The 20,384-nt window shown below is 58.3% G+C and carries 21 protein-coding genes; 8 read left to right on the forward strand and 13 right to left on the reverse strand.

Going from position 1 to position 20,384, the window contains the following annotated elements; all coding sequences use genetic code 11:
- The first annotated feature begins 25 nt into the window (after positions 1–25).
- Entirely contained in the window at positions 26–733 is a 708-nt protein-coding gene (gene deoD, locus E2L05_RS00720) for a purine-nucleoside phosphorylase (protein ID WP_133340966.1), read from the forward strand.
- A complete protein-coding gene (locus E2L05_RS00725; protein ID WP_133340967.1) occupies positions 730–1,713 on the forward strand; it encodes an aldo/keto reductase in 984 nt (327 codons plus the stop codon). Before deoD ends, E2L05_RS00725 begins: the two co-directional genes overlap by 4 nt.
- Here E2L05_RS00725 and E2L05_RS00730 read toward each other — a convergent pair.
- The 13 genes from E2L05_RS00730 to E2L05_RS00785 all read right to left on the reverse strand — a co-directional run bounded on the left by E2L05_RS00730 (position 1,710) and on the right by E2L05_RS00785 (position 13,040).
- On the reverse strand, positions 1,710–2,573 hold the full coding sequence (locus tag E2L05_RS00730) for an urea carboxylase-associated family protein (protein ID WP_133340968.1): 864 nt from the start codon (positions 2,571–2,573) through the stop codon (positions 1,710–1,712). The genes E2L05_RS00725 and E2L05_RS00730 overlap by 4 nt on opposite strands.
- Positions 2,574–2,781: 208 nt before the next feature.
- Positions 2,782–2,934, reverse strand: a complete 153-nt coding sequence (locus tag E2L05_RS20655) for a hypothetical protein (RefSeq protein ID WP_165971659.1) — start codon at positions 2,932–2,934, stop codon at positions 2,782–2,784.
- 884 nt (positions 2,935–3,818) lie between these two features.
- Positions 3,819–4,808, reverse strand: coding sequence for a Stealth CR1 domain-containing protein (locus tag E2L05_RS00735; RefSeq protein ID WP_133340969.1), 990 nt, complete (start codon positions 4,806–4,808; stop codon positions 3,819–3,821).
- A gap of 218 nt (positions 4,809–5,026) precedes the next feature.
- Complete coding sequence (locus E2L05_RS00740; protein WP_133340970.1) at positions 5,027–5,734, reverse strand: ZIP family metal transporter; 708 nt, start codon at positions 5,732–5,734, stop codon at positions 5,027–5,029.
- 7 nt (positions 5,735–5,741) lie between these two features.
- Positions 5,742–6,521 (reverse strand): succinate dehydrogenase iron-sulfur subunit, encoded by a 780-nt coding sequence (locus E2L05_RS00745; RefSeq protein ID WP_133340971.1) that lies wholly within the window; start codon positions 6,519–6,521, stop codon positions 5,742–5,744.
- A 12-nt stretch (positions 6,522–6,533) separates the two neighbouring features.
- Positions 6,534–8,336 carry a succinate dehydrogenase flavoprotein subunit gene (gene sdhA, locus E2L05_RS00750; RefSeq protein WP_133340972.1) on the reverse strand — a complete coding sequence of 601 codons (1,803 nt, stop codon included), beginning with the start codon at positions 8,334–8,336 and terminating at the stop codon, positions 6,534–6,536.
- A gap of 18 nt (positions 8,337–8,354) precedes the next feature.
- Positions 8,355–8,726 (reverse strand): succinate dehydrogenase, hydrophobic membrane anchor protein, encoded by a 372-nt coding sequence (sdhD, locus tag E2L05_RS00755; protein WP_133340973.1) that lies wholly within the window; start codon positions 8,724–8,726, stop codon positions 8,355–8,357.
- 10 nt (positions 8,727–8,736) lie between these two features.
- Positions 8,737–9,120: a succinate dehydrogenase, cytochrome b556 subunit gene (gene sdhC, locus E2L05_RS00760; RefSeq protein ID WP_133340974.1), complete on the reverse strand. Its 384-nt coding sequence runs from the start codon at positions 9,118–9,120 to the stop codon at positions 8,737–8,739.
- A gap of 363 nt (positions 9,121–9,483) precedes the next feature.
- On the reverse strand, positions 9,484–10,518 hold the full coding sequence (locus E2L05_RS00765) for a MaoC family dehydratase (RefSeq protein ID WP_133340975.1): 1,035 nt from the start codon (positions 10,516–10,518) through the stop codon (positions 9,484–9,486).
- Positions 10,518–10,733 carry a DUF1737 domain-containing protein gene (locus tag E2L05_RS00770; RefSeq protein WP_243721819.1) on the reverse strand — a complete coding sequence of 72 codons (216 nt, stop codon included), beginning with the start codon at positions 10,731–10,733 and terminating at the stop codon, positions 10,518–10,520. The genes E2L05_RS00765 and E2L05_RS00770 overlap by 1 nt, the downstream gene beginning before the upstream one ends.
- The gene (locus E2L05_RS00775) at positions 10,726–11,277 is read right to left on the reverse strand and encodes an NnrU family protein (RefSeq protein WP_133340976.1); all 552 of its coding nucleotides are present in this window, start codon (positions 11,275–11,277) and stop codon (positions 10,726–10,728) included. Before E2L05_RS00775 ends, E2L05_RS00770 begins: the two co-directional genes overlap by 8 nt.
- Position 11,278: 1 nt before the next feature.
- Positions 11,279–12,151: an HpcH/HpaI aldolase/citrate lyase family protein gene (locus E2L05_RS00780; protein ID WP_133340977.1), complete on the reverse strand. Its 873-nt coding sequence runs from the start codon at positions 12,149–12,151 to the stop codon at positions 11,279–11,281.
- Positions 12,152–12,287: 136 nt separating this feature from the next.
- Entirely contained in the window at positions 12,288–13,040 is a 753-nt protein-coding gene (locus tag E2L05_RS00785) for a sulfite exporter TauE/SafE family protein (RefSeq protein WP_133340978.1), read from the reverse strand.
- A gap of 163 nt (positions 13,041–13,203) precedes the next feature.
- Here E2L05_RS00785 and mdh point away from each other — a divergent pair, with 163 nt between their 5' ends.
- From mdh to E2L05_RS00815, 6 genes are all read left to right on the forward strand, one after another.
- Positions 13,204–14,166 carry a malate dehydrogenase gene (gene mdh / locus E2L05_RS00790; protein WP_133340979.1) on the forward strand — a complete coding sequence of 321 codons (963 nt, stop codon included), beginning with the start codon at positions 13,204–13,206 and terminating at the stop codon, positions 14,164–14,166.
- A 292-nt stretch (positions 14,167–14,458) separates the two neighbouring features.
- Positions 14,459–15,652 (forward strand): ADP-forming succinate--CoA ligase subunit beta, encoded by a 1,194-nt coding sequence (sucC, locus tag E2L05_RS00795; RefSeq protein WP_133340980.1) that lies wholly within the window; start codon positions 14,459–14,461, stop codon positions 15,650–15,652.
- Between the two features lie 4 nt (positions 15,653–15,656).
- Positions 15,657–16,541, forward strand: a complete 885-nt coding sequence (sucD, locus tag E2L05_RS00800; RefSeq protein WP_133340981.1) for a succinate--CoA ligase subunit alpha — start codon at positions 15,657–15,659, stop codon at positions 16,539–16,541.
- Complete coding sequence (locus E2L05_RS00805; RefSeq protein WP_133340982.1) at positions 16,538–16,846, forward strand: hypothetical protein; 309 nt, start codon at positions 16,538–16,540, stop codon at positions 16,844–16,846. The genes sucD and E2L05_RS00805 overlap by 4 nt, the downstream gene beginning before the upstream one ends.
- 74 nt (positions 16,847–16,920) lie before the next feature.
- A complete protein-coding gene (locus tag E2L05_RS00810) occupies positions 16,921–17,421 on the forward strand; it encodes a DUF805 domain-containing protein (RefSeq protein ID WP_133340983.1) in 501 nt (166 codons plus the stop codon).
- Positions 17,418–20,384: a 2-oxoglutarate dehydrogenase E1 component gene (locus tag E2L05_RS00815; RefSeq protein WP_133340984.1), complete on the forward strand. Its 2,967-nt coding sequence runs from the start codon at positions 17,418–17,420 to the stop codon at positions 20,382–20,384. The genes E2L05_RS00810 and E2L05_RS00815 overlap by 4 nt, the downstream gene beginning before the upstream one ends.

The following is a 20,384-nucleotide window of genomic DNA, read 5'->3' on the forward strand; positions in this document are numbered from 1 at the left end:
GCTGGGACTCAAGGGGACACATGACATGACAATCCATATCGGCGCCAAGCCGGGCGATATCGCGGAAACCGTGCTGATGCCCGGCGATCCGCGCCGCGCCAAATGGGCAGCGGAACAGTTTCTAACCGACCCAGTTTGCGTGAACGATCTGCGCGGGATGCTTGGATACACCGGCACATGGAACGGCAACCGCGTGACGATTCACGGGTCGGGCATGGGCATGCCGTCGCTGTCGATCTACGCCAACGAATTGCTGCGCGACTACGGCGCAAAGACACTGATCCGCATCGGGTCGACCGGTGCGATGCAGCCCCATGTGGGCCTTCGCGATCTGGTCATCGCCATGACCTGTTCCAGCGTCTCCACCCCATCCTCCACAATCTTCCGCGAGCTGAGCTTTGCGCCCTGCGCCGATTATGGCCTGCTGCGCGCCGCCGCAGATGCCGCGGCTGACAAGGGCGTCGCGACCCATATCGGCGGGATTTACTCGTCGGATACCTTCTATGACGAACGGCCGGACCTGAACGAACAGATGACACGCCACGGCATCTTGGCGGTCGAAATGGAAGCGGCTGAACTCTATACGCTTGCCGCACGTCACGGTGCCCGCGCCTTGGCGGTTCTGACTGTCAGCGACCACCTGATCACCGGCGACGCTCTTGAGGGACGCGAACGAGAAAGCAGCTTTGCCGATATGGTTCAGATCGCGCTCACTGCGGCATTCCCCACATGAAGCGGCGTCAGCTTGGCCAAGATGGCCCAATGGTTGGCGCAATCGGCTTCGGTGCCATGAGCTTCGGGGGCCTGTTCGGGGCGACAAATGATGACGCATCCATGGAATGCCTTGATGCAGCGCTGGCAGCCGGGATCGACTTCTGGGACACCGCCAACATCTACGGCATGGGCATTTCCGAACGCGTGATCGGCGAATACCTGAGCGCCCACAACCCTGACGTGGTACTGGCCACAAAATGCGGGATCGTGCCCGGCCCCCCACGTCGCTTTGACAATTCCGCCGACCACATCCGGGCCGAATTGGAAAGCTCGCTCAAGAAGCTGAACCGCGACAAGGTCGAACTGTACTATATCCACCGCCGCGAGCAGGAGCGCCCGGTTGAAGATGTGGTCGAGACCCTCGCAAGCCTGATCGAAGAAGGGTTGATCGGCGGGTATGGCCTGTCTGAAGTCGCACCCTCAACCATTCGGCGCGCCCACGCGGTGCACCCGTGTCGCGCGGTTCAAAATGAATACTCCCTTTGGACGCGCCAGCCAGAGCTTGGGGTGATCCAAACCTGTGCCGAGCTGGGCATCGCTTTTGTCGCCTTCTCGCCTCTTGCGCGGGGCATGTTCGGTGACCCGCCCGTTGACCCCACGGCGATGCATGGCGGCGACTGGCGGCGAACGAACCCACGCTTTGTCGAACCGAACCACACGGCCAATCGCGCCGCTATCGACACCTTCCGCAACTTTGCGGCTGCCAAGGGCTGGACCACGGCGGCGGCTGCGCTGGCATGGACTTTGCAGCAGGGGGAGCACATCCTGCCCATCCCCGGCACTCGGACGGCGGCGCATCTCAACGAATGGATCGGGGCCGACGAGATCACCTTCAGCGACGCGGACAAGACCGAAATCACGCGCCTTCTGCCCGCAGGTTTCGCCCATGGCGACCGCTACAGCTATGAGCAACTGGTCGGGGTAGAACGCTACAGCTAGGTCCCGTGCCCGCCGATATAAGGGTTGCCGGTGGAGGGGTGCCAGCCATCCATGCTGCCGGGGGCAGGATCAAACACCTCGACCAAAAGGGGATAGCAAGGGGCGACATCACTGGAATGCTCGCCCCCGCAATCACCGCCCGGACAGGCGGACAGGCCGCCCAGAATGTCGATCTCGGCCATGAAATCCAGGTGATCGCCGGGCCGCACCGGACTGGCCTTCATGAAATACTGGCCGGTGTCGCGGGTGAATCCCGTGCACATGAACACGTTCAGCACGTCATGCACATGGGCTTCGGCCTCGTTCAATGGCAGCCCGGTTTCAGCGGCCAAAGCGCGGGTCAGGTTGGAATGACAGCAGTAGTGATAGTCATTCCCGGACAAAAGCCGCCCGGTATAGGGATCACAGCGCGTGCCGATCACGTCATGCACCGACCCGCCAAATTCGTCGAACCCGTACCAGTCCAGACTGTCACCAATGATCGTCGCCATCGGGCGCATATGCGGAAAGCTCGTCCATAACCGGTCTCCCGTTGACACATGCGTGCCATGTAGCGCCCGGGTTTTGCCGGAATAAAACCGCTCGGTCAGGTCATTCGCGTTCCACAGATTCAAATCCCCCACCTGCGGGCCGTCAACCGATACGATGCGGAATATCTGACCCGCTTTCACGGAAAAACACGCCGCATCGCGGGGCTGCACCAGCACTTCATCACGCTTTATCATGCCTTTGGCTGCAGCCCGATACCGATCCATCTGCGGCGGCGCAAGCGCGTCTGGCGGATAGCAAATGATCGGTCGCACCTCCCGGCGTTCTTGCGCGTCCAACGGCGGCGCCGTTTCTGGTGTGTCGAGCTTCATGTGGATGTCCTATCCGGCTTCAGGCAGATTTGCGGTGGCATATTATTATCGCTGAACGTCTCTGTCCCACATGTCATGCAGATAAAATAACGCCCCTCGGGCGTGTCACGACTATGATTTTCGCGCCATCGGCAATAGCGCGTTCGCTGACGTGCTTTGAATGTAAAGAACATCCAAATCAGAACCAGAATACCAAGTATGGGCAAGATCATGACGATGTGCAGCCATTGGGCGCCGCGTCAAAACCGGGGTCATCCCGATCGCCAAACTTGCAGAAGACCTGTACCATCATGCCACCATTCCGACCTTTTTCGACATTCCCTTCGTCAACGCACAGGTCCGCCATGTCAAATGCAAGCATCTTCGATATCCTCAAAATGCGGCGAATGGCACTTGGCTCACGGTTCAGCCAATGACGCCCTTGTACACTCAGTGATCGACGCAAGCTTGGACCTTATTCAACCGAAGATCGCACCGCACATGTGTTCGCATTCCGGCCCGAAATTGCCCTGAAATTAATCCGGGTACGCCGCAGGATAGCTCGTGGAAGCGGCTTTTGGTCCAGTGATCGGCCTGTCTATGACGTTCACTCAAAAAAATTGCGCCGGAGTTTGGCGCACGAAACTGGGGGCAATCTCTGCACCTTCCAGGGAACCTGACCACCGAGCTTACCGTGCAATGGCTGCGTCAGTCGTAACACCGCGTGCGCGCCATCTCGACCGATGGCGTTCTCGATTATCTCACCGCGTTGTGGCCAGTTTCCGAAAACCTGACCTGTCAAAACAGTCAGGCGAGCTCTTGCGGCGTTGCGGTGCGCATATCGCGCGATTATGAACAGGACGCGTTGCTCAAGCCGACGCGCCGCGTATCAGGGCACCGCGAGAAGCGCTGCAAAGACGCAAGCATCTTGAACTCCGGCAGGCCAAAACTGGCTTTCATACGCCGTTTCCCCTCCTGCCTTCGCTGCGAAGACCCTATCTGCATCGGTACCGTGATTGATGACTGCGGTCGGGCAGGAGACGCAGTGCTGGAGGATCAGATCATCAGATATCGCAAAAGCCGTACCACGTTGGCCAACTGCTTTTCTGAGATGCGCAAGCAGATCAACGAGAGAATGTAACACAAGTCATCTTCCGCGCAGCATTTCACAGCAATGTTGCCTGCCGCACTGGAGCTGATCAAAACTGTCGTGCCTTACACCCTGAAAACACGCACAAAATTGACTTCGCTGTAAGCGGGCTTGGGTCACAACCGGTCACATCTCGGCATGTCGGGAAAGCCACCGATCACTTGACCCAGCCATTCGTTTACCCCTGAAATCACGCTTTCCAGTTTTGGCAAATCGTTAACGCAAAGGAATTTTATCTCTGGGCTGGCAGCGCTTTGCAGAAGCGACATTGTTTCGGACAAAGATTGACCAAGACCTTGGCCGCTCCTGATATGACGATGATCATCAACCGTATGAATTACAGCATCCTGAGCCAGGATGCAGGCGTGATTGTGCAGTCCTTGAGGCAGGAACTGGCTTAGGTCCCGAAAACGATGCCCGATATTGTCTATAAATGCCTCGCTATACTGAACAAACAGTCTGGCCATCACCGAGCGACGGAGCGGATGAACCACATGCGCTGAGCAAAAAAGCGTACTTTCGTCAAACCCCATCAGGCTTGCGGCGTTCAACTGCATGTAATGGTTGAATTTCGAAGGGTCACGTCGCACGGTCGGATCCCGCAATATATCGCTGTAATCCACCCATTTCCCGCGCAATACAGGAGAAAAGTCTCTGAATACATCATTCGGATTCAATGGAGCCGTTAGAAATACATCGTCGTTGAAATACATGAAACACTCACTGAGGCCATCAATTCTCCAAATGAGGCTTTCAATCGCCAGAGAATTGAAAGTGGGCAGCACAGTATTGAATTCTTTGAAGATGTCACGATGAAGGACAAAGCTCACTTTAGCCCGCAATTCATCGGAAAGCCTAGATAGGTCTGGGGTTTCACCGTCAACGACAATCCAGATGTTTCGCGTCCAGGGTGCAAAGTTGTGAATTGATTGCAGGCAATATAGGATTTCGTTGTTGCAGGCCCATCGGTGCGGATTAATCGCGTTCTCATGCAGCGGGCGACGTGCCTCGACCATGTACTTGTGGCGCGCGCTACGATGCGCCTCCGAACTTCCGTTGACCCAAGTAATGACGGCGTCGATCGGCTCTTCGTTCTGTTGTCTCATTTAGGTTGAGTTTCTATGTATACTTGGTCTGAGCTTCTCAAACGCAGGTGTGGTGACGATCGCTTGAGACCAAGTAACCTTGCGATCGTTTAAGTCGCGTTTTTTTTGCGTTTATGTTGGGATTCAGCAAATCGCCCGCTCCCGAGGCCCGACACCAATTCGCGCCGGAATCGACAGCCTCGACAGACTGGCCGCTCAGGGCACGTGATTGGCCCGCGTCAGCCGCCTGTTGCCATGTGGCCGGCCAATCCCAAGGCAAAGCCAGCAACCGCCCCGAAAGGCGGTGCCCAAACGTCTTTGAGCGGCACCAGCGGCGCGACATCTTCGAACAGAAGGTAAAGTATGCCCCCGGCGGAAAAGAGCATCAAACTGCCCAAAAGCGCCGAGTCCGCATCGATCACCGCCATGCCAATAAAGGCCATAATCGGCCCAAGTGGCACCATCGCGGTGAACAGCAGCAAAAGTCGCCGGTCAGACCACCCGCTGCCCTCTTTCATTTCCCGAAACGCGTTGAACCCTTCGGGCAAGTTTTGCATCGCAATCAGCATGGCCAACAAAACCGCCACGGATGGGTCCCCTGCCAGCATCGCCCCAAGAGCCAAGGCTTCAGGCAGATAATCCAGCATCATCGCAAGGAATTGGGCAACATGCCCACCCCGCCGCGCCAGCGCCCGATCAACAAAAGCAAATGCGACGCCCCCCGCCACAAAGATCAGCGGTACAGCAACAGGATGAACCCGTTCAGCACCCTCAGGCACCAGTACCAAGGCAACGGCCGACAAAAGCGCCCCTGCCCCAAACGCCACGATCCCGTGCCGGAGCGCCACCGCATGGGGCGTCGGACCGGCACGGCGAAATGTGCCAAGCCAGGCTCCAAACGGAATCGCCGCCCCGGCAAGGGCGGCGAGTGCAAGTCCGATCAGCATATGCGGGTTACACGTGCCGCTCCACCATCATTTTCTTGATGGACCCGATCGCTTTGGCCGGGTTCAGCCCCTTTGGACAGGTCTTGGCGCAGTTCATGATCGTGTGGCAGCGATAGAGTTTGAAGGGATCTTCCAACTCGTCAAGACGCTCGCCAGTCGCCTCATCACGGCTGTCGATGATCCAGCGATAGGCATGCAGCAAGGCTGCTGGCCCAAGGTAACGATCACCGTTCCACCAGTAGGATGGGCAGGATGTGGAACAGCACGCGCACATGACGCATTCATAAAGACCGTCAAGCTTTTCGCGATCTTCGACCGACTGCTTCCATTCTTTGGCAGGCGTGTTGGTCTTGGTCTCAAGCCACGGCATGATTGACGCGTGCTGCGCATAGAAATGCGTCAGGTCAGGGATCAGATCCTTGACCACCGGCATATGCGGCAGCGGATAGATCTTCACGTCACCCTTAACCTCATCCATGCCATAGATACAGGCAAGCGTGTTGATCCCGTCGATGTTCATCGCACAGGATCCACAGATGCCTTCGCGGCAGGACCGGCGGAAGGTCAGCGTCGGGTCAATCTCGTTCTTGATCTTGATCAGCGCGTCCAAAATCATCGGGCCGCATGTATCAAGATCGACGAAATATGTGTCGACGCAGGGGTTTTTGCCATCATCCGGGTTCCAGCGATAGATCTGGAACTTGCGAACGTTCTTGGCGCCCTCGGGCTTGGGCCAGGTCTTGCCTGTCGTGATGCGCGAGTTTTTGGGCAGGGTCAGTTGAACCATGTCAGTTGCTCCTTAATAAACCCGCGCCTTGGGCGCGATCTTGGCAAGGTCGATGCCACCTTCGTTATGGCCCATCAGCGGATTCAGGTGGACCGGACGATAATCCAGCGTCACCTCGCCATTGACATAGCAAAGCGAATGCTTGCGCCAGTTTTCGTCGTCGCGGTCGGGATAGTCCTCGTGTGCGTGGGCACCGCGGCTTTCCTTGCGCGCTTCGGCAGCGTGGATCGTGGCAAGCGCGTTGGGCATCAGGTTGGTCAGCTCAAGCGTTTCCATAAGGTCGCTGTTCCAGACAAGTGACCGGTCGGTGACGGCGATGTCATCCATTTTGCCAGCAACCGCATCCATCTTGACGCAGCCTTCGGCCAGCGTCTTGTCGGTACGGAACACCGCCGCATCCGCTTGCATGGTTTTTTGCATTTCAAGCCGCAGTTCGGCAGTGCCGATGGCGCCTTTCGCATGACGCAGCCCGTCGAACCGGTCCAGCGCCTTTTCGACCGACGCCATGTTGATCCGTGGGTTTGCCGCCTTCGGGTCCACAACTTCAGCCGCCTTGATCGCAGCCGCGCGGCCAAACACCACCAAGTCGATCAAGCTGTTCGACCCAAGCCGGTTCGCACCGTGAACAGAGGCGCAGCCCGCTTCGCCAACAGCCATCAGGCCCGGCGCAATCGCATCTGGGCTTTCAGCGGTCGGGTTCAGAACTTCACCCCAATAGTTGGTCGGAATACCGCCCATGTTATAATGTACGGTCGGCAAAACCGGGATCGGTTCCTTGTTCAAGTCCACGCCTGCGAAGATGCGCGCGCTTTCCGAAATACCGGGCAACCGCAGGTGCAAAGTTTCAGGCGGCAGGTGGTTCAAGTGCAGATGAATGTGATCGCCATTCTCGCCCACGCCGCGCCCTTCGCGGATTTCCATCGTCATACAGCGTGAAACCACGTCGCGCGACGCCAAATCCTTGTAGGTCGGGGCGTAGCGCTCCATGAACCGCTCGCCTTCTGAGTTGGTCAGATACCCGCCCTCGCCGCGTGCGCCTTCGGTAATCAGGCAGCCCGCACCGTAAATGCCGGTCGGGTGGAACTGAACGAACTCCATGTCCTGCAACGGCAGACCTTGCCGCGCGACCATGCCGCCGCCATCGCCAGTGCACGTGTGCGCCGACGTCGCCGAAAAATAGGCCCGACCATAGCCGCCCGTCGCCAGAACTGTCATCTTGGCGTTGAAAAGGTGCAGCGTGCCGTCATCCAGTTTCCACGCCAGAACGCCTTGGCAGGACCCGTCTTCGGACATGATCAGATCAATCGCGAAATACTCGATATAGAATTCCGCATTGTTCTTCAGGGACTGACCGTAAAGCGTGTGCAAGATCGCGTGCCCTGTCCGGTCCGCCGCAGCACAAGTGCGCTGCACGGGGGGGCCTTCGCCATATTGCGTGGTGTGACCGCCAAACGGACGCTGGTAAATCTTGCCTTCTTCAGTGCGCGAGAACGGCACACCATAATGTTCCAGCTCATAAACGGCCTTGGGGGCTTCACGTGCGAGGTATTCCATCGCGTCGGTGTCGCCCAGCCAGTCCGACCCCTTCACCGTATCGTACATGTGCCATTGCCAGCTATCGGGGCCCATGTTGCCAAGCGACGCCGCGATGCCGCCCTGCGCCGCAACGGTATGCGACCGGGTCGGAAAAACCTTGGTCACGCAAGCCGTGCGCAGCCCCTGCTCAGCCATCCCAAGCGTCGCCCGCAGACCGGCACCGCCAGCGCCAACCACAACGACGTCAAATTCATGCGTCTCGTATTCGTAAGCAGCCATTCGTGTTACTCCGTCAAATCACAGCGCAAGGCGCACGAGCGCGAAAAGCCCGGTGCCGATTGCAGCATAGCTCAGGCAAATCATCGCGATGATCCAAACCTTGCGCGCCATGCCATGCACGTAGTCCTCAATCAGCACCTGGACACCGCCTTTGAAGTGCAAAAAGCTGACAACGATGGTCAGACCCGCGATAATGGCGGGGAAAGGACGCGCGTAATAGGCCGCGACCTCTTCGTATGGGGCGCCAATCATCGGGCCCACTGTAAAGACGAACAGCGGGATCAGGATCAAAAGCGCGACGGAGGATACCGTCATGGACCAAAGATGCTCTGTGCCGGTCTTGGCAGCGCCCATGCCCCGGGCGCGCTTGCGGTCGGTCAAATATGCCATGGGTGCCTCCTTAAACAGCGATCAGGGTGATGAGCGTCAGCAAAACCGACCCGCCCAGACACGCCCAACCAAGCTTTTCGGCGGTTTCAATCTCGAAGCCGCGACCAGTATCCCAGATCAGGTGACGAACACCCGCCAGCGTGTGATACCAAAGACCCAGCACCGAAAGCGCCAGAACAAGGTCACCGAACCACGAGGTCAGTACACCGTCAGCGGTCGCAAAGGCTTCGGGGCCATAGCTGGCGGCAAGGAACCACCAAACGATCAACAGACCCGAGATCAACAGGGCATTCCCTGTGATCCTTGTCAGGATCGATGTGATCGAAGTCAGCTGCGGGCGATAAATTTGCAGGTGCGGAGAAAGCGGGCGGTTCCCGCGGTTAACGTCGGCCATGGACCATCCTTTCACGAGAAACGTGCTGGTTGGGCATGTGATAGCACTTTTCCGCGCCCTGTCAGTGGGCCAGACACCCACAAAGGCGCGGTGTTTTGGCGCAAGACACCGGAAAAATCATGAATGTGATCACACGTCTGAAAAGTGTTATCACAAAATCGCACTGCAAAAGGAAACATGCAAAATTTTAAGGCAGAGCCGCGACTCAGCCCGCGAAGCAATTGTTTCCGCTACCATTGCCAAGCACACGGCGCAGCCCACGAATGAGCAGCGCCGCTCAAGAAATGATGCTTTGACGGAATTCCCGAACAAAGGGCAGATTTGCGGTGCATCCGCGCGTCTGCCCTTCGTCTTCAAGGCCAGTTAGATTGGCATAAGGGCCCAATAGTCGAGGTCCAGCAACACGTCAGGCAGGTATTTCCCGTCCTCGCCGCGCAGTTTGCCGGGCTCCGCCCCAGCCTTCACAGCCACCAGCCGCAAACGAATGGCGCCCACGCCGGGTGCATCCGTTTCTGCCTTGTCCAAGACCTCGGACCACGCCTTGACCGTCAGCCCCGAAAACGCAGGGTTTGCGTGGGCACCAGAATTCAGACCGGCAATCATCTGCGCATTGGCCAAGCCATTGAATGACAAAGCGCGGGCCAGCGAGATGATGTGCCCACCATAGATCAGCCGTTGACCATCCGGCCGGAACGTGGCGTCGAAATGCACCTTGGCCGTGTTTTGCCAAAGCCGCGTGGCCAACATGTGCTCGGCCTCTTCCAGCGTGACACCGTCCACGTGGTCGATGACCTCACCGACCCCATAATCGCCCCACCGATGCGCTTCACCAGCCTGCACAAAGTCATACCCGGTGAAATCCAAACCTTCGGGGATGGAAAGGTCCGTAACGTCAAGTGCCGATTTCAGATCAGGAACAACCGTTTCCGGCGCAGGCGCGTCCAGATCGTTTTTGCGCACCATAACCCAGCGGACATAGCCCATCACAGGCTCGTCTTGCTGGTTCAGGCCCGTTGTCCGAACCCAGACGACACCGGTCTTGCCGTTCGAATTCTGCTTAAGGCCAATGACCTCGGACACCGACCGCAGCGTATCGCCCGGCCAGACCGGGCGCAAAAATCGCCCCTCGGCATAGCCAAGATTGGCCACCGCGTTCAGGGAAATGTCCGGCACCGTCTTGCCAAAGACCACGTGAAACGCTGCCATGTCGTCAAGCGGCGAACTTTCCAGCCCGCAGTCCTGCGCAAACATGTCCGATGAATACAGGGCATGCCGCGCCGGATAAAGCGCGTGATAAAGTGCCCGCTCCCCTTCGGCGACGGTCCGCGGCACCGCGTGGGCAATCACCTCGCCCACTTTATAGTCTTCAAAGAAGCGGCCCGGATTGGTCTTGGCCATTACTGCTCTCCTAATTTCATCTCTGACGTGTAAGGCACCGCAACCGGCTTTGTGACAGCCTGACCGCACCGCATCACGCCGCGGGCCGCATCAAATGCATAGGTGGGCGAGCCATGCAGCACCCAACCCTTCGCCAGCGCCGCGCTGACCTTGTGGCAAAACTCGGATGTGTCATCGGCACTCAGGAATCGGTACAGCGTCGTGCCATCAGCCAAAGGGGTACACTCCCAACAAGACGTGGATACCGGCAACGATGACATACAAAACCGCCGAAATGATCGCGTTCTTCACGTCACCATTGGGCCGGATTTCCGAAGGTTTTTCCCAAACAGGCACTGCCTTGTTGATCAAGATAACTTCGGCAACCGCCCAGCCCAGCATACTGCCAAACAGCACAATCGACGCCAGATCACCGTTCGCGATCAGGTGTGCGACGGCCCAGATCTTCACCGCAGTCAATTGCGGGTGGCGGATCTTCTGCGCGTGCCTGCCCTTGGACGCGCCGATCCCGAACGAGTAAAAGGCAAACAACATCAGAACGTTGTTGATGTGCACCATCCACTCGGGCGGGTACCAGACGTTGATGAACCCCGCTCCGCGATACCCGAGAATAATCAGCAACAACGACAGCCCAAGCAGTGCCGCAATCACGCCCCGCCCCTTGTCGCCCATCGCTGCACGCCGCTCTGGGGCGACGCGTTTGAAGACATGCGCGCCAATCCACAACGCGATCCCGAGTATCAGCAGAAGAAATCCCATATCAGCCCTCCAAGGCGGCTATAGCCTCGGCTTTTGCCAAGGTCTGTCTCGCTGTTACGATATGCAGGTTTTCAACAATCTTTCCATCCACGACCGCGACACCCTTGCCTTCGGCTTCTGCCGCCTCGAACGCGTCGATCTGGCGGCGGGCAAGCTCAATGTCTTCCTCAGACGGCGCGAACACCTCGTTTGTGGCCGCCACTTGGGCAGGGTGAATCAACGTCTTGCCGTCGAACCCCATGTCACACCCCTGCTCACATTCGCGGCGCAGGCCGTCTTCGTCTTTGAAGGCGTTATAAACTCCGTCGACGATCGCAATATTGGCCGCGCGAGCAGCGAGAAGGCAAAGTTGCAACGATGTCAGCATGGGCAGACGGTCGCGGGTGTATCGGGTCCGAAGTTCCTTGGCCAAATCGTTGGTGCCCATCACGAACCCGCCCATACGCGGCGCCGCAGCAATCTCCGCCGCATTCAAGATGCCGCGTGGCGTTTCCATCATGGTCCAGATTTGCGTGTCGGCGCAGGCCGGAATGGCATCAAGCTTGGCCGCGACGGCCTCTACCTCTGCTGCGCTTTCGGCTTTCGGCAGCAAAACAGCCTGCGGCCCAATCGCGGTGATGGCGTCAAGATCGTCCGCCCCCCACTCGCTGGACATTCCGTTTAAACGAACGATTTGAAACCGTTGACCATAGCCACCTTCACCAAGAACCTTGGCGAGCAATGCACGGGCGTCTGCCTTTGCCTCCATGGCAACCGCATCTTCCAGGTCAAAGATAATCGCATCAACCGGCAGCGTTTTGGCCTTTTCCAAGGCGCGGGCATTAGAGCCGGGGATATACAGAACGGAGCGGAACGGGCGGGCGATGGCTGTCATGATTCCCTCATTGGTTTTCGCTGCAATCGCACAATAATCATGCGCTGGGAACCCCGCAGCCGAAATAATGCTGCGCCGCAATATCGACACCAGTGGGCGCAAGATGTGCCCGATCAGGCGAATTCCCCTGCACCGCTTAGGTCAACGCGTCCCAAACCAGTTTCAGCCCCGCCCCGGCAAGCAACACATATGTCAGGCCGAAAAACACGCGTTCCGGCACCAATCTGTTGGCCTTCACACCCAAAAGGACGCCGATCAAAGCAACAGGGGCAAGCAACAAAGCCAGTTTGAGCGTTTCGAAATTGAAGAACCCAAGCGCCCCATAAATCCCGACTTTGCTCAGGTTCATGACCGAAAACACGGCAACCGTCGTCGCCTGAAAAGTGACCTTCCCCAAGCCAAGCGATAAAAGATAGATCAGCGCGGCAGGACCGCCCGCATGGGCAACGAAGCTGGTAAATCCCATGACCACACCGCAACCGGCTCCCACTTTCGGCGATAACGGCACAGTGCGCGGCGCCCACCAGCGGCGTTTGAGTCCAAGCTGAAACACCACAAACCCCAACGAGATCGCGCCGATCAGAAAGCGGAACACGTCGGGATCGGTGAATCGATACACAGCAGCCGCCAAAATAACGCCCAGCACACCGCCAGCGATAAGCCGAAGGGACGCTGACGGCGACCACTTGCCCCAGTAGGCGCGCAAACCGGCCACATCCATGACTATCAAAAGCGGCAGCATCAAACCCAGCGACATTGCCGGATCAATGACCAATGCAAGGATCGGGGTTGCGACAAAAGATGCCCCGCCCCCAAACCCCCCTTTGGATATACCCGCGATCAATACGCCGGGGATCGCAACACAAAGAAACAACAGGTCGATTTGCATACCGCGCCTTAATTTATCATTCCGAAAATAGCGCCGGAATATCTCGCTTCTTGCCACATGGGGGCGCTAACGTTGCCCGTCCTCAGAACTGCGGACCTTGCTTCAAAGCCTCAATCGGACTACGCACCCCGTCACAATCCACTGTGATCGGAGATCAATGACCATGGCCAGACCCAAAATCGCCCTCATCGGTGCGGGACAAATCGGCGGAACACTCGCCCACCTTGCCGCGCTGAAGGAACTTGGCGACGTTGTGCTGTTCGACATTACCGAAGGCATCCCGCAAGGCAAAGCGCTGGACATCGCTGAAAGCGGCCCTTCCGAAAAATTTGATGCGACCATGGTCGGTACCAATGACTATGCCGACATCGCTGGCGCAGATGTGTGCATCGTGACCGCAGGCGTGCCGCGCAAGCCGGGCATGAGCCGCGATGACCTTCTGGGGATCAACCTGAAAGTCATGAAATCTGTCGGCGAAGGCATCCGCGACAATGCCCCCGACGCGTTCGTGATCTGCATCACCAACCCGCTTGATGCGATGGTTTGGGCGCTGCGCGAATTCTCCGGCCTTCCGCACAACAAGGTTTGCGGCATGGCTGGCGTGCTGGACAGCGCGCGTTTCCGCCACTTCCTTGCCGATGAATTCAACGTGTCCATGAAGGACGTCACCGCGTTTGTTCTGGGCGGCCATGGCGATACGATGGTTCCATTGGCGCGCTACTCGACCGTTGGCGGCATCCCCCTTCCCGATCTGGTAAAGATGGGTTGGACCACGCAAGAGAAACTGGATGGCATCATCCAGCGGACCCGTGATGGCGGTGCGGAAATCGTTGGCCTGCTCAAGACTGGATCGGCTTTCTACGCCCCAGCGACCAGCGCGATCGAAATGGCCGAAGCCTATCTCAAGGACCAAAAGCGTCTCTTGCCATGCGCCGCCTATTGCGACGGCGAATTTGGCCTGAAGGGCATGTATGTGGGCGTTCCGACTGTGATCGGCGCCGGCGGCATCGAACGCATCGTCGAGATTTCCATGTCGAAAGACGAACAGGCAATGTTCGACAATTCGGTCGACGCCGTGAAGGGCCTCGTAACGGCCTGTAAAGGCATCGACGAGTCGCTGGCATAATCCGCCACGTCCGCAAGATTTGGGCCGCTCCTGAGAACATCAGGGGCGGCCTTTTTTTGTTTCCCGGTGATTCGATTTCAAGGAATTACGTTACGTTAGCGATCACAGCACACATAATTCTGACACCAGAGTAGCGCCGCGCCCGATAAATGTGATCACACGTTTTTTTCGCGTGATCACAAAACCCGATTATTTGGCTGAAACTGACCTACTGCGACCATATGGTATTTTCTAGGGCGGGGTACGTGTGTTTTAGACAAGTCATAACATGCACTAAGGACGGGACAGCTTCATGAACATTCATGAATACCAGGCGAAAGCCCTTCTCCGCGACTACGGCGCGCCGGTTTCTGACGGGCGGGTCGTTCTCAAGGCAGAGGACGCGAAAACCGCTGCGGGCGAACTTGACGGACCACTTTGGGTCGTAAAGGCACAGATCCACGCAGGTGGCCGCGGCAAAGGCAGCTTCAAAGAAGCGTCAGCCGGCGAAAAGGGCGGTGTTCGTCTGACCAAATCGGTGGAAGAAGCCGCTGAAGAAACCGCGCGCATGCTGGGCCGCACTCTGGTCACGCATCAATCCGGTCCGGCCGGCAAGCAGGTCAACCGCGTCTACATCGAAGACGGCTCCGGCATCGAGACGGAACTCTACCTGGCCCTGCTGGTGGATCGTCAAACATCGCGCGTATCGTTCGTGTGTTCGACCGAAGGCGGGATGGACATCGAAGAAGTCGCCGCAAACACTCCTGAAAAGATCCTGTCCTTCGCGGTTGATCCCGCAACAGGGTATCAAGGCTTCCACGGTCGCCGCATCGCGTTCAACCTCGGCCTGAAGGGCGCGCAGGTCAAGCAATGCGTCAAGCTCATGGGCCAGCTCTATCAGCTGTTCATGGACAAAGACATGGAGATGCTCGAGATCAACCCGCTGATCGTGACCGACAGTGGTGATCTGAAATGCCTCGACGCGAAGATGGGTTTTGACGGCAACGCGGTCTACCGCCACGCCGATATCGCCGCCCTGCGCGACGAGACCGAAGAAGACCCCAAAGAACTCGAAGCGTCCAAGTACGACCTGAACTACATCGCGCTGGATGGCGAGATCGGGTGCATGGTCAACGGTGCGGGTCTGGCCATGGCGACGATGGACATCATCAAGCTGTTCGGCGCCGAGCCTGCGAACTTCCTTGACGTTGGCGGCGGTGCCACAACGGAAAAAGTGACCGAAGCGTTCAAGATCATCACCTCTGACAAGCAGGTCAAAGGTATTCTGGTCAACATCTTCGGTGGCATCATGCGCTGTGACGTCATCGCCGAGGGCGTGATCGCCGCGGTGAAAGAGGTCGGGCTTGAGGTTCCGCTTGTTGTGCGCCTCGAAGGCACCAATGTGGAAAAAGGCAAGGAAATCATCGCGAATTCCGGCCTGAACGTGATCGCTGCCGAAAACCTTCGGGACGGCGCTGAGAAGATCGTGAAAGCGGTGAAAGGTTAAATCCATGGCAGTCCTCATCGACGAAAACACCAAGGTCATCTGCCAGGGCTTCACCGGCTCGCAAGGGACCTTCCACTCCGAACAGGCCATCGCCTACGGCACCAAAATGGTCGGCGGCGTGACACCCGGTAAAGGCGGCATGGAACATCTGGGCCTGCCCGTGTTCAACTCCGTCCACGAAGCCAAGCACGTCACCGAAGCCAACGCGACCGTGATCTACGTTCCGCCGCCCTTCGCGGCCGACTCGATTCTCGAAGCGATCGATGCCGAAATGGAATTGATCGTCTGCATCACCGAAGGCATCCCGGTGCTGGACATGATGCGCGTCAAGCGCGCCCTCGAAGGCACGTCGTCCAAGCTGGTTGGCCCGAACTGCCCGGGCGTCATCACACCTGATGCCTGCAAGATCGGCATCATGCCCGGCCACATCCACAAGCGTGGCTCGGTTGGTGTTGTGTCCCGGTCCGGCACCCTGACCTACGAGGCGGTCAAGCAGACTACCGATGTGGGTCTTGGTCAGTCGACCTGTGTCGGCATTGGCGGCGACCCCATCAAAGGCACCGAGCATATCGATGTGCTGGAGTGGTTCCTTGCCGATGATGAAACCGAAAGCATCATCATGATCGGTGAAATCGGCGGCAGCGCCGAAGAAGAAGCCGCGCAGTTCCTTGCCGACGAAAAGAAAAAGGGCCGCTGGAAGCCAACCGCTGGGTTCATCGCCGGGCGCACGGCTCCTCCGGGTCGCCGCATGGGCCACGCCGGTGCGATCGTCGCGGGCGGCAAAGGTGGCGCCGAAGACAAGATCGAGGCAATGCAAGCTGCCGGGATCATCGTTGCTGACAGCCCCGCCGGTCTTGGCGAAGCCGTCTTGAAGGCCATGGGCAAATGATCGCCTGCCGCCAAATTCTGCGCCCGGCAACGGCGCTTGCGCTTTTGTCTGTCCTGGGTTTGGCGGCATGCGACGGCGCCCTGCCCAGCCGCACGACCGAACGCGTCACAACTGCAACGTTGCGCTACAACGCAGCGGCGCACACCGACGAACAAGCACGCGCCGAACTCGTCAAGATGTGCGGCGAGGCCGAACTCAAAGAGGTGTCGCAGCCAGTCATTGGCGATGATGGCCTGTTCGAAGTCACGGCGACGTGCCTTTCAACTTATGACGGTCGGGGTAACCTGATCCCCAACAAGACCTGATTTTGGCTTCGGCGCATTCCGCGCCGACGCTCACCACACCGGCCCCGCATCCAAGCGGGCGAAGGACCAGAACCTTGGGACCAAAACAGGCAATCGCGACTTGCCTTCGCAAATACGTTACCTTCTCCGGTCGCGCCTCGCGGTCGGAATTTTGGTGGTTTGCCGGTGCTCTGTGGCTCGGGTCCATGATAGCCGCTGTTATTGATACCGTTCTGTTTGGTGGCCCGTCGCCCGACGGTGGCCCCGCACCCGGCCTTTTCGCGCCCTTGTTCAGCATCGCAACCTTTGTGCCCGGCCTTGCCGCTGGCTGGCGCCGCATGCATGACACTGGACGCATGGGTCTGTATGTCCTTTACCCCGTTACCATCATGATTGGGCTCGCGTTCTTTGCCGGCATTTTCGAAAGCACCGGACTTTTGACCTACGAGTCGATGTCTGGCTTGTTCAGATTCGTTGTCATTGCTACGGGCCTCTTGTTCTTGTCGTCGCCCTTCGTTGTGCTGTGGTGGCTGACGCGCCCCTCTCAACCCGGCACCAATTCCTATGGTCCCAACCCACACGAGGTTATGCCATGACCGACCATTCCCCGAATGACCTCTTTCACGCGTCCAGCTTTCTGCAAGGACACAATGCCGAGTATATCGAGCAGCTTTATGCCCGCTATGCGACGGACCCGGCGAGCGTCGATGCCGCATGGGGTGAGTTTTTCGACGCCCTTGGCGACGACTACCGCGATGTGAAAACCGAAGCCGCGGGCCCCTCTTGGCTCCGCAACGACTGGCCGCCGGTCCCCGATGACGATCTGACCGCCGCCCTTGATGGACAGTGGCCCGCCGCCCCCGCGAAAGAAGCAAAAGCCGCCGGCGACAAGATCAAGTCGAAAGCCGCCGAAAAGGGCGTCAGCATCAGTGATGATCAGGTACAGCGCGCTGTGCTGGACAGTATCCGCGCCCTGATGATCATCCGGGCCTACCGCATCCGTGGCCACCTGGTGGCGGACCTCGATCCGTTGGGCATGCGCAGCCAGACCCCGCACCCCGAGCTTGACCCGAAATCCTACGGGTTCAGCGACGCGGACATGGATCGCCCGATTTTCCTCGACAATGTTCTGGGTCTTCAGGTCGCGACGATGCGCGAGATCCTCGCCATCGTGAAGCGGACCTATTGCGGCACCTTCGCGCTGCAATACATGCACATTTCCGACCCCGAAGAAGCCAGCTGGCTGAAAGAACGGATCGAAGGATTCGACAAGGAAATCAAGTTCACACGCGAAGGCCGCCGCGCGATCCTGAACAAGCTGGTCGAGGCAGAGGGCTTCGAAAAGTTCCTGCACGTCAAATATATGGGCACCAAGCGCTTTGGCCTTGATGGCGGCGAATCTCTGATCCCCGCGATGGAACAGATCATCAAACGCGGCGGCGCTCTTGGCGTGACCGATGTCGTGATCGGGATGCCCCACCGGGGCCGTCTGTCGGTGCTGGCCAACGTCATGGCAAAACCCTACCGCGCGATCTTCAACGAATTTCAGGGCGGCAGCTTCAAACCCGAAGACGTCGACGGCTCTGGCGATGTGAAATATCACCTTGGCGCATCGTCCGACCGGGCCTTTGATGGCAACAACGTCCACCTGTCCCTGACCGCGAACCCATCGCACCTTGAGGCGGTGAACCCGGTTGTTCTGGGTAAAGTCCGCGCAAAGCAGGAACAAAGCAACGACCACGAGCGCATCAGCGTCCTGCCGATCCTGCTGCACGGCGATGCCGCTTTTGCGGGCCAAGGCGTTGTCGCCGAATGCTTTGCCCTGTCGGGCCTTCTGGGGCACCGCGCAGGCGGCACCATGCATATCGTTGTGAACAACCAGATCGGGTTCACCACAGCGCCGCATTTCAGCCGGTCCAGCCCCTACCCCACCGACAACGCGCTGGTGGTCGAGGCCCCGATCTTCCACGTCAATGGGGACGACCCGGAAGCTGTGGTGCATGCCGCGAAGGTCGCGACAGAGTTCCGTCAGAAGTTCCACAAAGACGTGGTCATCGACATTTTCTGCTACCGTCGCTTCGGGCATAACGAAGGCGATGAACCCATGTTCACGCAGCCCGAAATGTACACCAAGATCAAGCGCCACAAGACGACGCTTCAGCTTTACACGGAACGTCTGGTTGCCGACGGGTTGATCCCGGAAGGCGAGATTGACGACATGAAAGCGTCGTTCCAGGCAAAAATGAATGAAGAATTCGAAGCCGGGAAAGACTATAAACCCAACAAGGCCGACTGGCTGGACGGGCGCTGGTCGCACCTCGATTCGCGGCAAGAAGAATACGATCGCGGTCAGACCTGGATCAAACCAGAGACGTTGCAGGAAGTTGGCACTGCGCTGGTTCGTGCGCCGGACGATTTCAACCTGCACAAAACGGTCGGGCGACTTCTGGAGTCCAAAAAGGCAATGTTCGAAAAGGGTGCCGGGTTCGACTGGGCAACAGCCGAAGCGCTTGCGTTTGGCAGCCTTGTCACCGAAGGATACCCGGTCCGCCTTGCCGGTCAGGATTGTACGCGCGGCACGTTCAGCCAGCGTCATTCGGCCTTCATCGATCAGAAGACAGAAGAACGATACTATCCGCTGAACCACATCCGCGAAGGTCAGGCCCGTTACGAAGTCATCGACAGCGCCCTGTCGGAATATGCGGTACTCGGGTTCGAGTACGGTTATTCATTGGCAGAACCCAACGCGTTGGTCATGTGGGAAGCCCAGTTCGGCGACTTTGCCAATGGCGCACAGATCATGTTTGACCAGTTCATCAGCAGCGGCGAACGCAAATGGCTGCGAATGTCCGGCTTGGTCATGCTGCTGCCACACGGCTTCGAAGGGCAAGGCCCAGAGCACAGCTCGGCACGTCTTGAGCGGTTCTTGCAGATGAGCGCGGAAGACAACTGGATCGTGGCAAACTGCACGACCCCGGCCAACTATTTCCACATTCTGCGCCGCCAGATCCACCGCAGCTTCCGCAAGCCGCTGGTGCTGATGACGCCGAAATCGCTGCTGCGCCACAAGCTTGCCGTGTCTGAAGCAAAGGACTTTACGGAAGGCTCGTCCTTCCACCGGGTTCTTTGGGACAGCGCCGAGTCGGGCGAGTCGGACACCAAGCTGGCCGCCGACGACAAGATCAAGCGCGTGGTGATGTGTTCGGGCAAGGTCTATTACGACCTGCTGGAAGAACGCGATGCACGCGGGATCGATGATGTGTACCTGCTGCGGATCGAACAGTTCTATCCGTTCCCGGCACTCAGCCTTGTCAAGGAACTGGATCGGTTCAAGAACGCTGACTTCTTGTGGTGTCAGGAAGAGCCCAAGAACCAGGGGGCCTGGACGTTCATCGAACCCAATGTCGAATGGGTGCTGCGCCGGATCAAGGCGAAGAACAAACGCCCGAAATACGCAGGGCGTGCTGCCTCGGCCTCACCGGCCACAGGCCTCGCGTCGCAACACAAAGCCCAGCAAGCCGCGCTCGTAAACGATGCGCTGACGATCGAAGGAAAGTAA

The sequence above is a fragment of the Meridianimarinicoccus aquatilis genome, assembly GCF_004358675.1.
Classification (GTDB): Bacteria; Pseudomonadota; Alphaproteobacteria; order Rhodobacterales; family Rhodobacteraceae; genus Meridianimarinicoccus; species Meridianimarinicoccus aquatilis.

Coding starts and splice junctions, on each gene's coding strand:
- deoD (WP_133340966.1), top strand. CDS start 26: ATGACAATCCATATCGGCGCCAAGCCGGGCGATATCGCGGAAACCGTG.
- E2L05_RS00725 (WP_133340967.1), top strand. CDS start 730: ATGAAGCGGCGTCAGCTTGGCCAAGATGGCCCAATGGTTGGCGCAATC.
- E2L05_RS00730 (WP_133340968.1), bottom strand. CDS start 2,573: ATGAAGCTCGACACACCAGAAACGGCGCCGCCGTTGGACGCGCAAGAA.
- E2L05_RS20655 (WP_165971659.1), bottom strand. CDS start 2,934: ATGCTTGCATTTGACATGGCGGACCTGTGCGTTGACGAAGGGAATGTC.
- E2L05_RS00735 (WP_133340969.1), bottom strand. CDS start 4,808: ATGAGACAACAGAACGAAGAGCCGATCGACGCCGTCATTACTTGGGTC.
- E2L05_RS00740 (WP_133340970.1), bottom strand. CDS start 5,734: ATGCTGATCGGACTTGCACTCGCCGCCCTTGCCGGGGCGGCGATTCCG.
- E2L05_RS00745 (WP_133340971.1), bottom strand. CDS start 6,521: ATGGTTCAACTGACCCTGCCCAAAAACTCGCGCATCACGACAGGCAAG.
- sdhA (WP_133340972.1), bottom strand. CDS start 8,336: ATGGCTGCTTACGAATACGAGACGCATGAATTTGACGTCGTTGTGGTT.
- sdhD (WP_133340973.1), bottom strand. CDS start 8,726: ATGGCATATTTGACCGACCGCAAGCGCGCCCGGGGCATGGGCGCTGCC.
- sdhC (WP_133340974.1), bottom strand. CDS start 9,120: ATGGCCGACGTTAACCGCGGGAACCGCCCGCTTTCTCCGCACCTGCAA.
- E2L05_RS00765 (WP_133340975.1), bottom strand. CDS start 10,518: ATGGCCAAGACCAATCCGGGCCGCTTCTTTGAAGACTATAAAGTGGGC.
- E2L05_RS00775 (WP_133340976.1), bottom strand. CDS start 11,277: ATGGGATTTCTTCTGCTGATACTCGGGATCGCGTTGTGGATTGGCGCG.
- E2L05_RS00780 (WP_133340977.1), bottom strand. CDS start 12,151: ATGACAGCCATCGCCCGCCCGTTCCGCTCCGTTCTGTATATCCCCGGC.
- E2L05_RS00785 (WP_133340978.1), bottom strand. CDS start 13,040: ATGCAAATCGACCTGTTGTTTCTTTGTGTTGCGATCCCCGGCGTATTG.
- mdh (WP_133340979.1), top strand. CDS start 13,204: ATGGCCAGACCCAAAATCGCCCTCATCGGTGCGGGACAAATCGGCGGA.
- sucC (WP_133340980.1), top strand. CDS start 14,459: ATGAACATTCATGAATACCAGGCGAAAGCCCTTCTCCGCGACTACGGC.
- sucD (WP_133340981.1), top strand. CDS start 15,657: ATGGCAGTCCTCATCGACGAAAACACCAAGGTCATCTGCCAGGGCTTC.
- E2L05_RS00805 (WP_133340982.1), top strand. CDS start 16,538: ATGATCGCCTGCCGCCAAATTCTGCGCCCGGCAACGGCGCTTGCGCTT.
- E2L05_RS00815 (WP_133340984.1), top strand. CDS start 17,418: ATGACCGACCATTCCCCGAATGACCTCTTTCACGCGTCCAGCTTTCTG.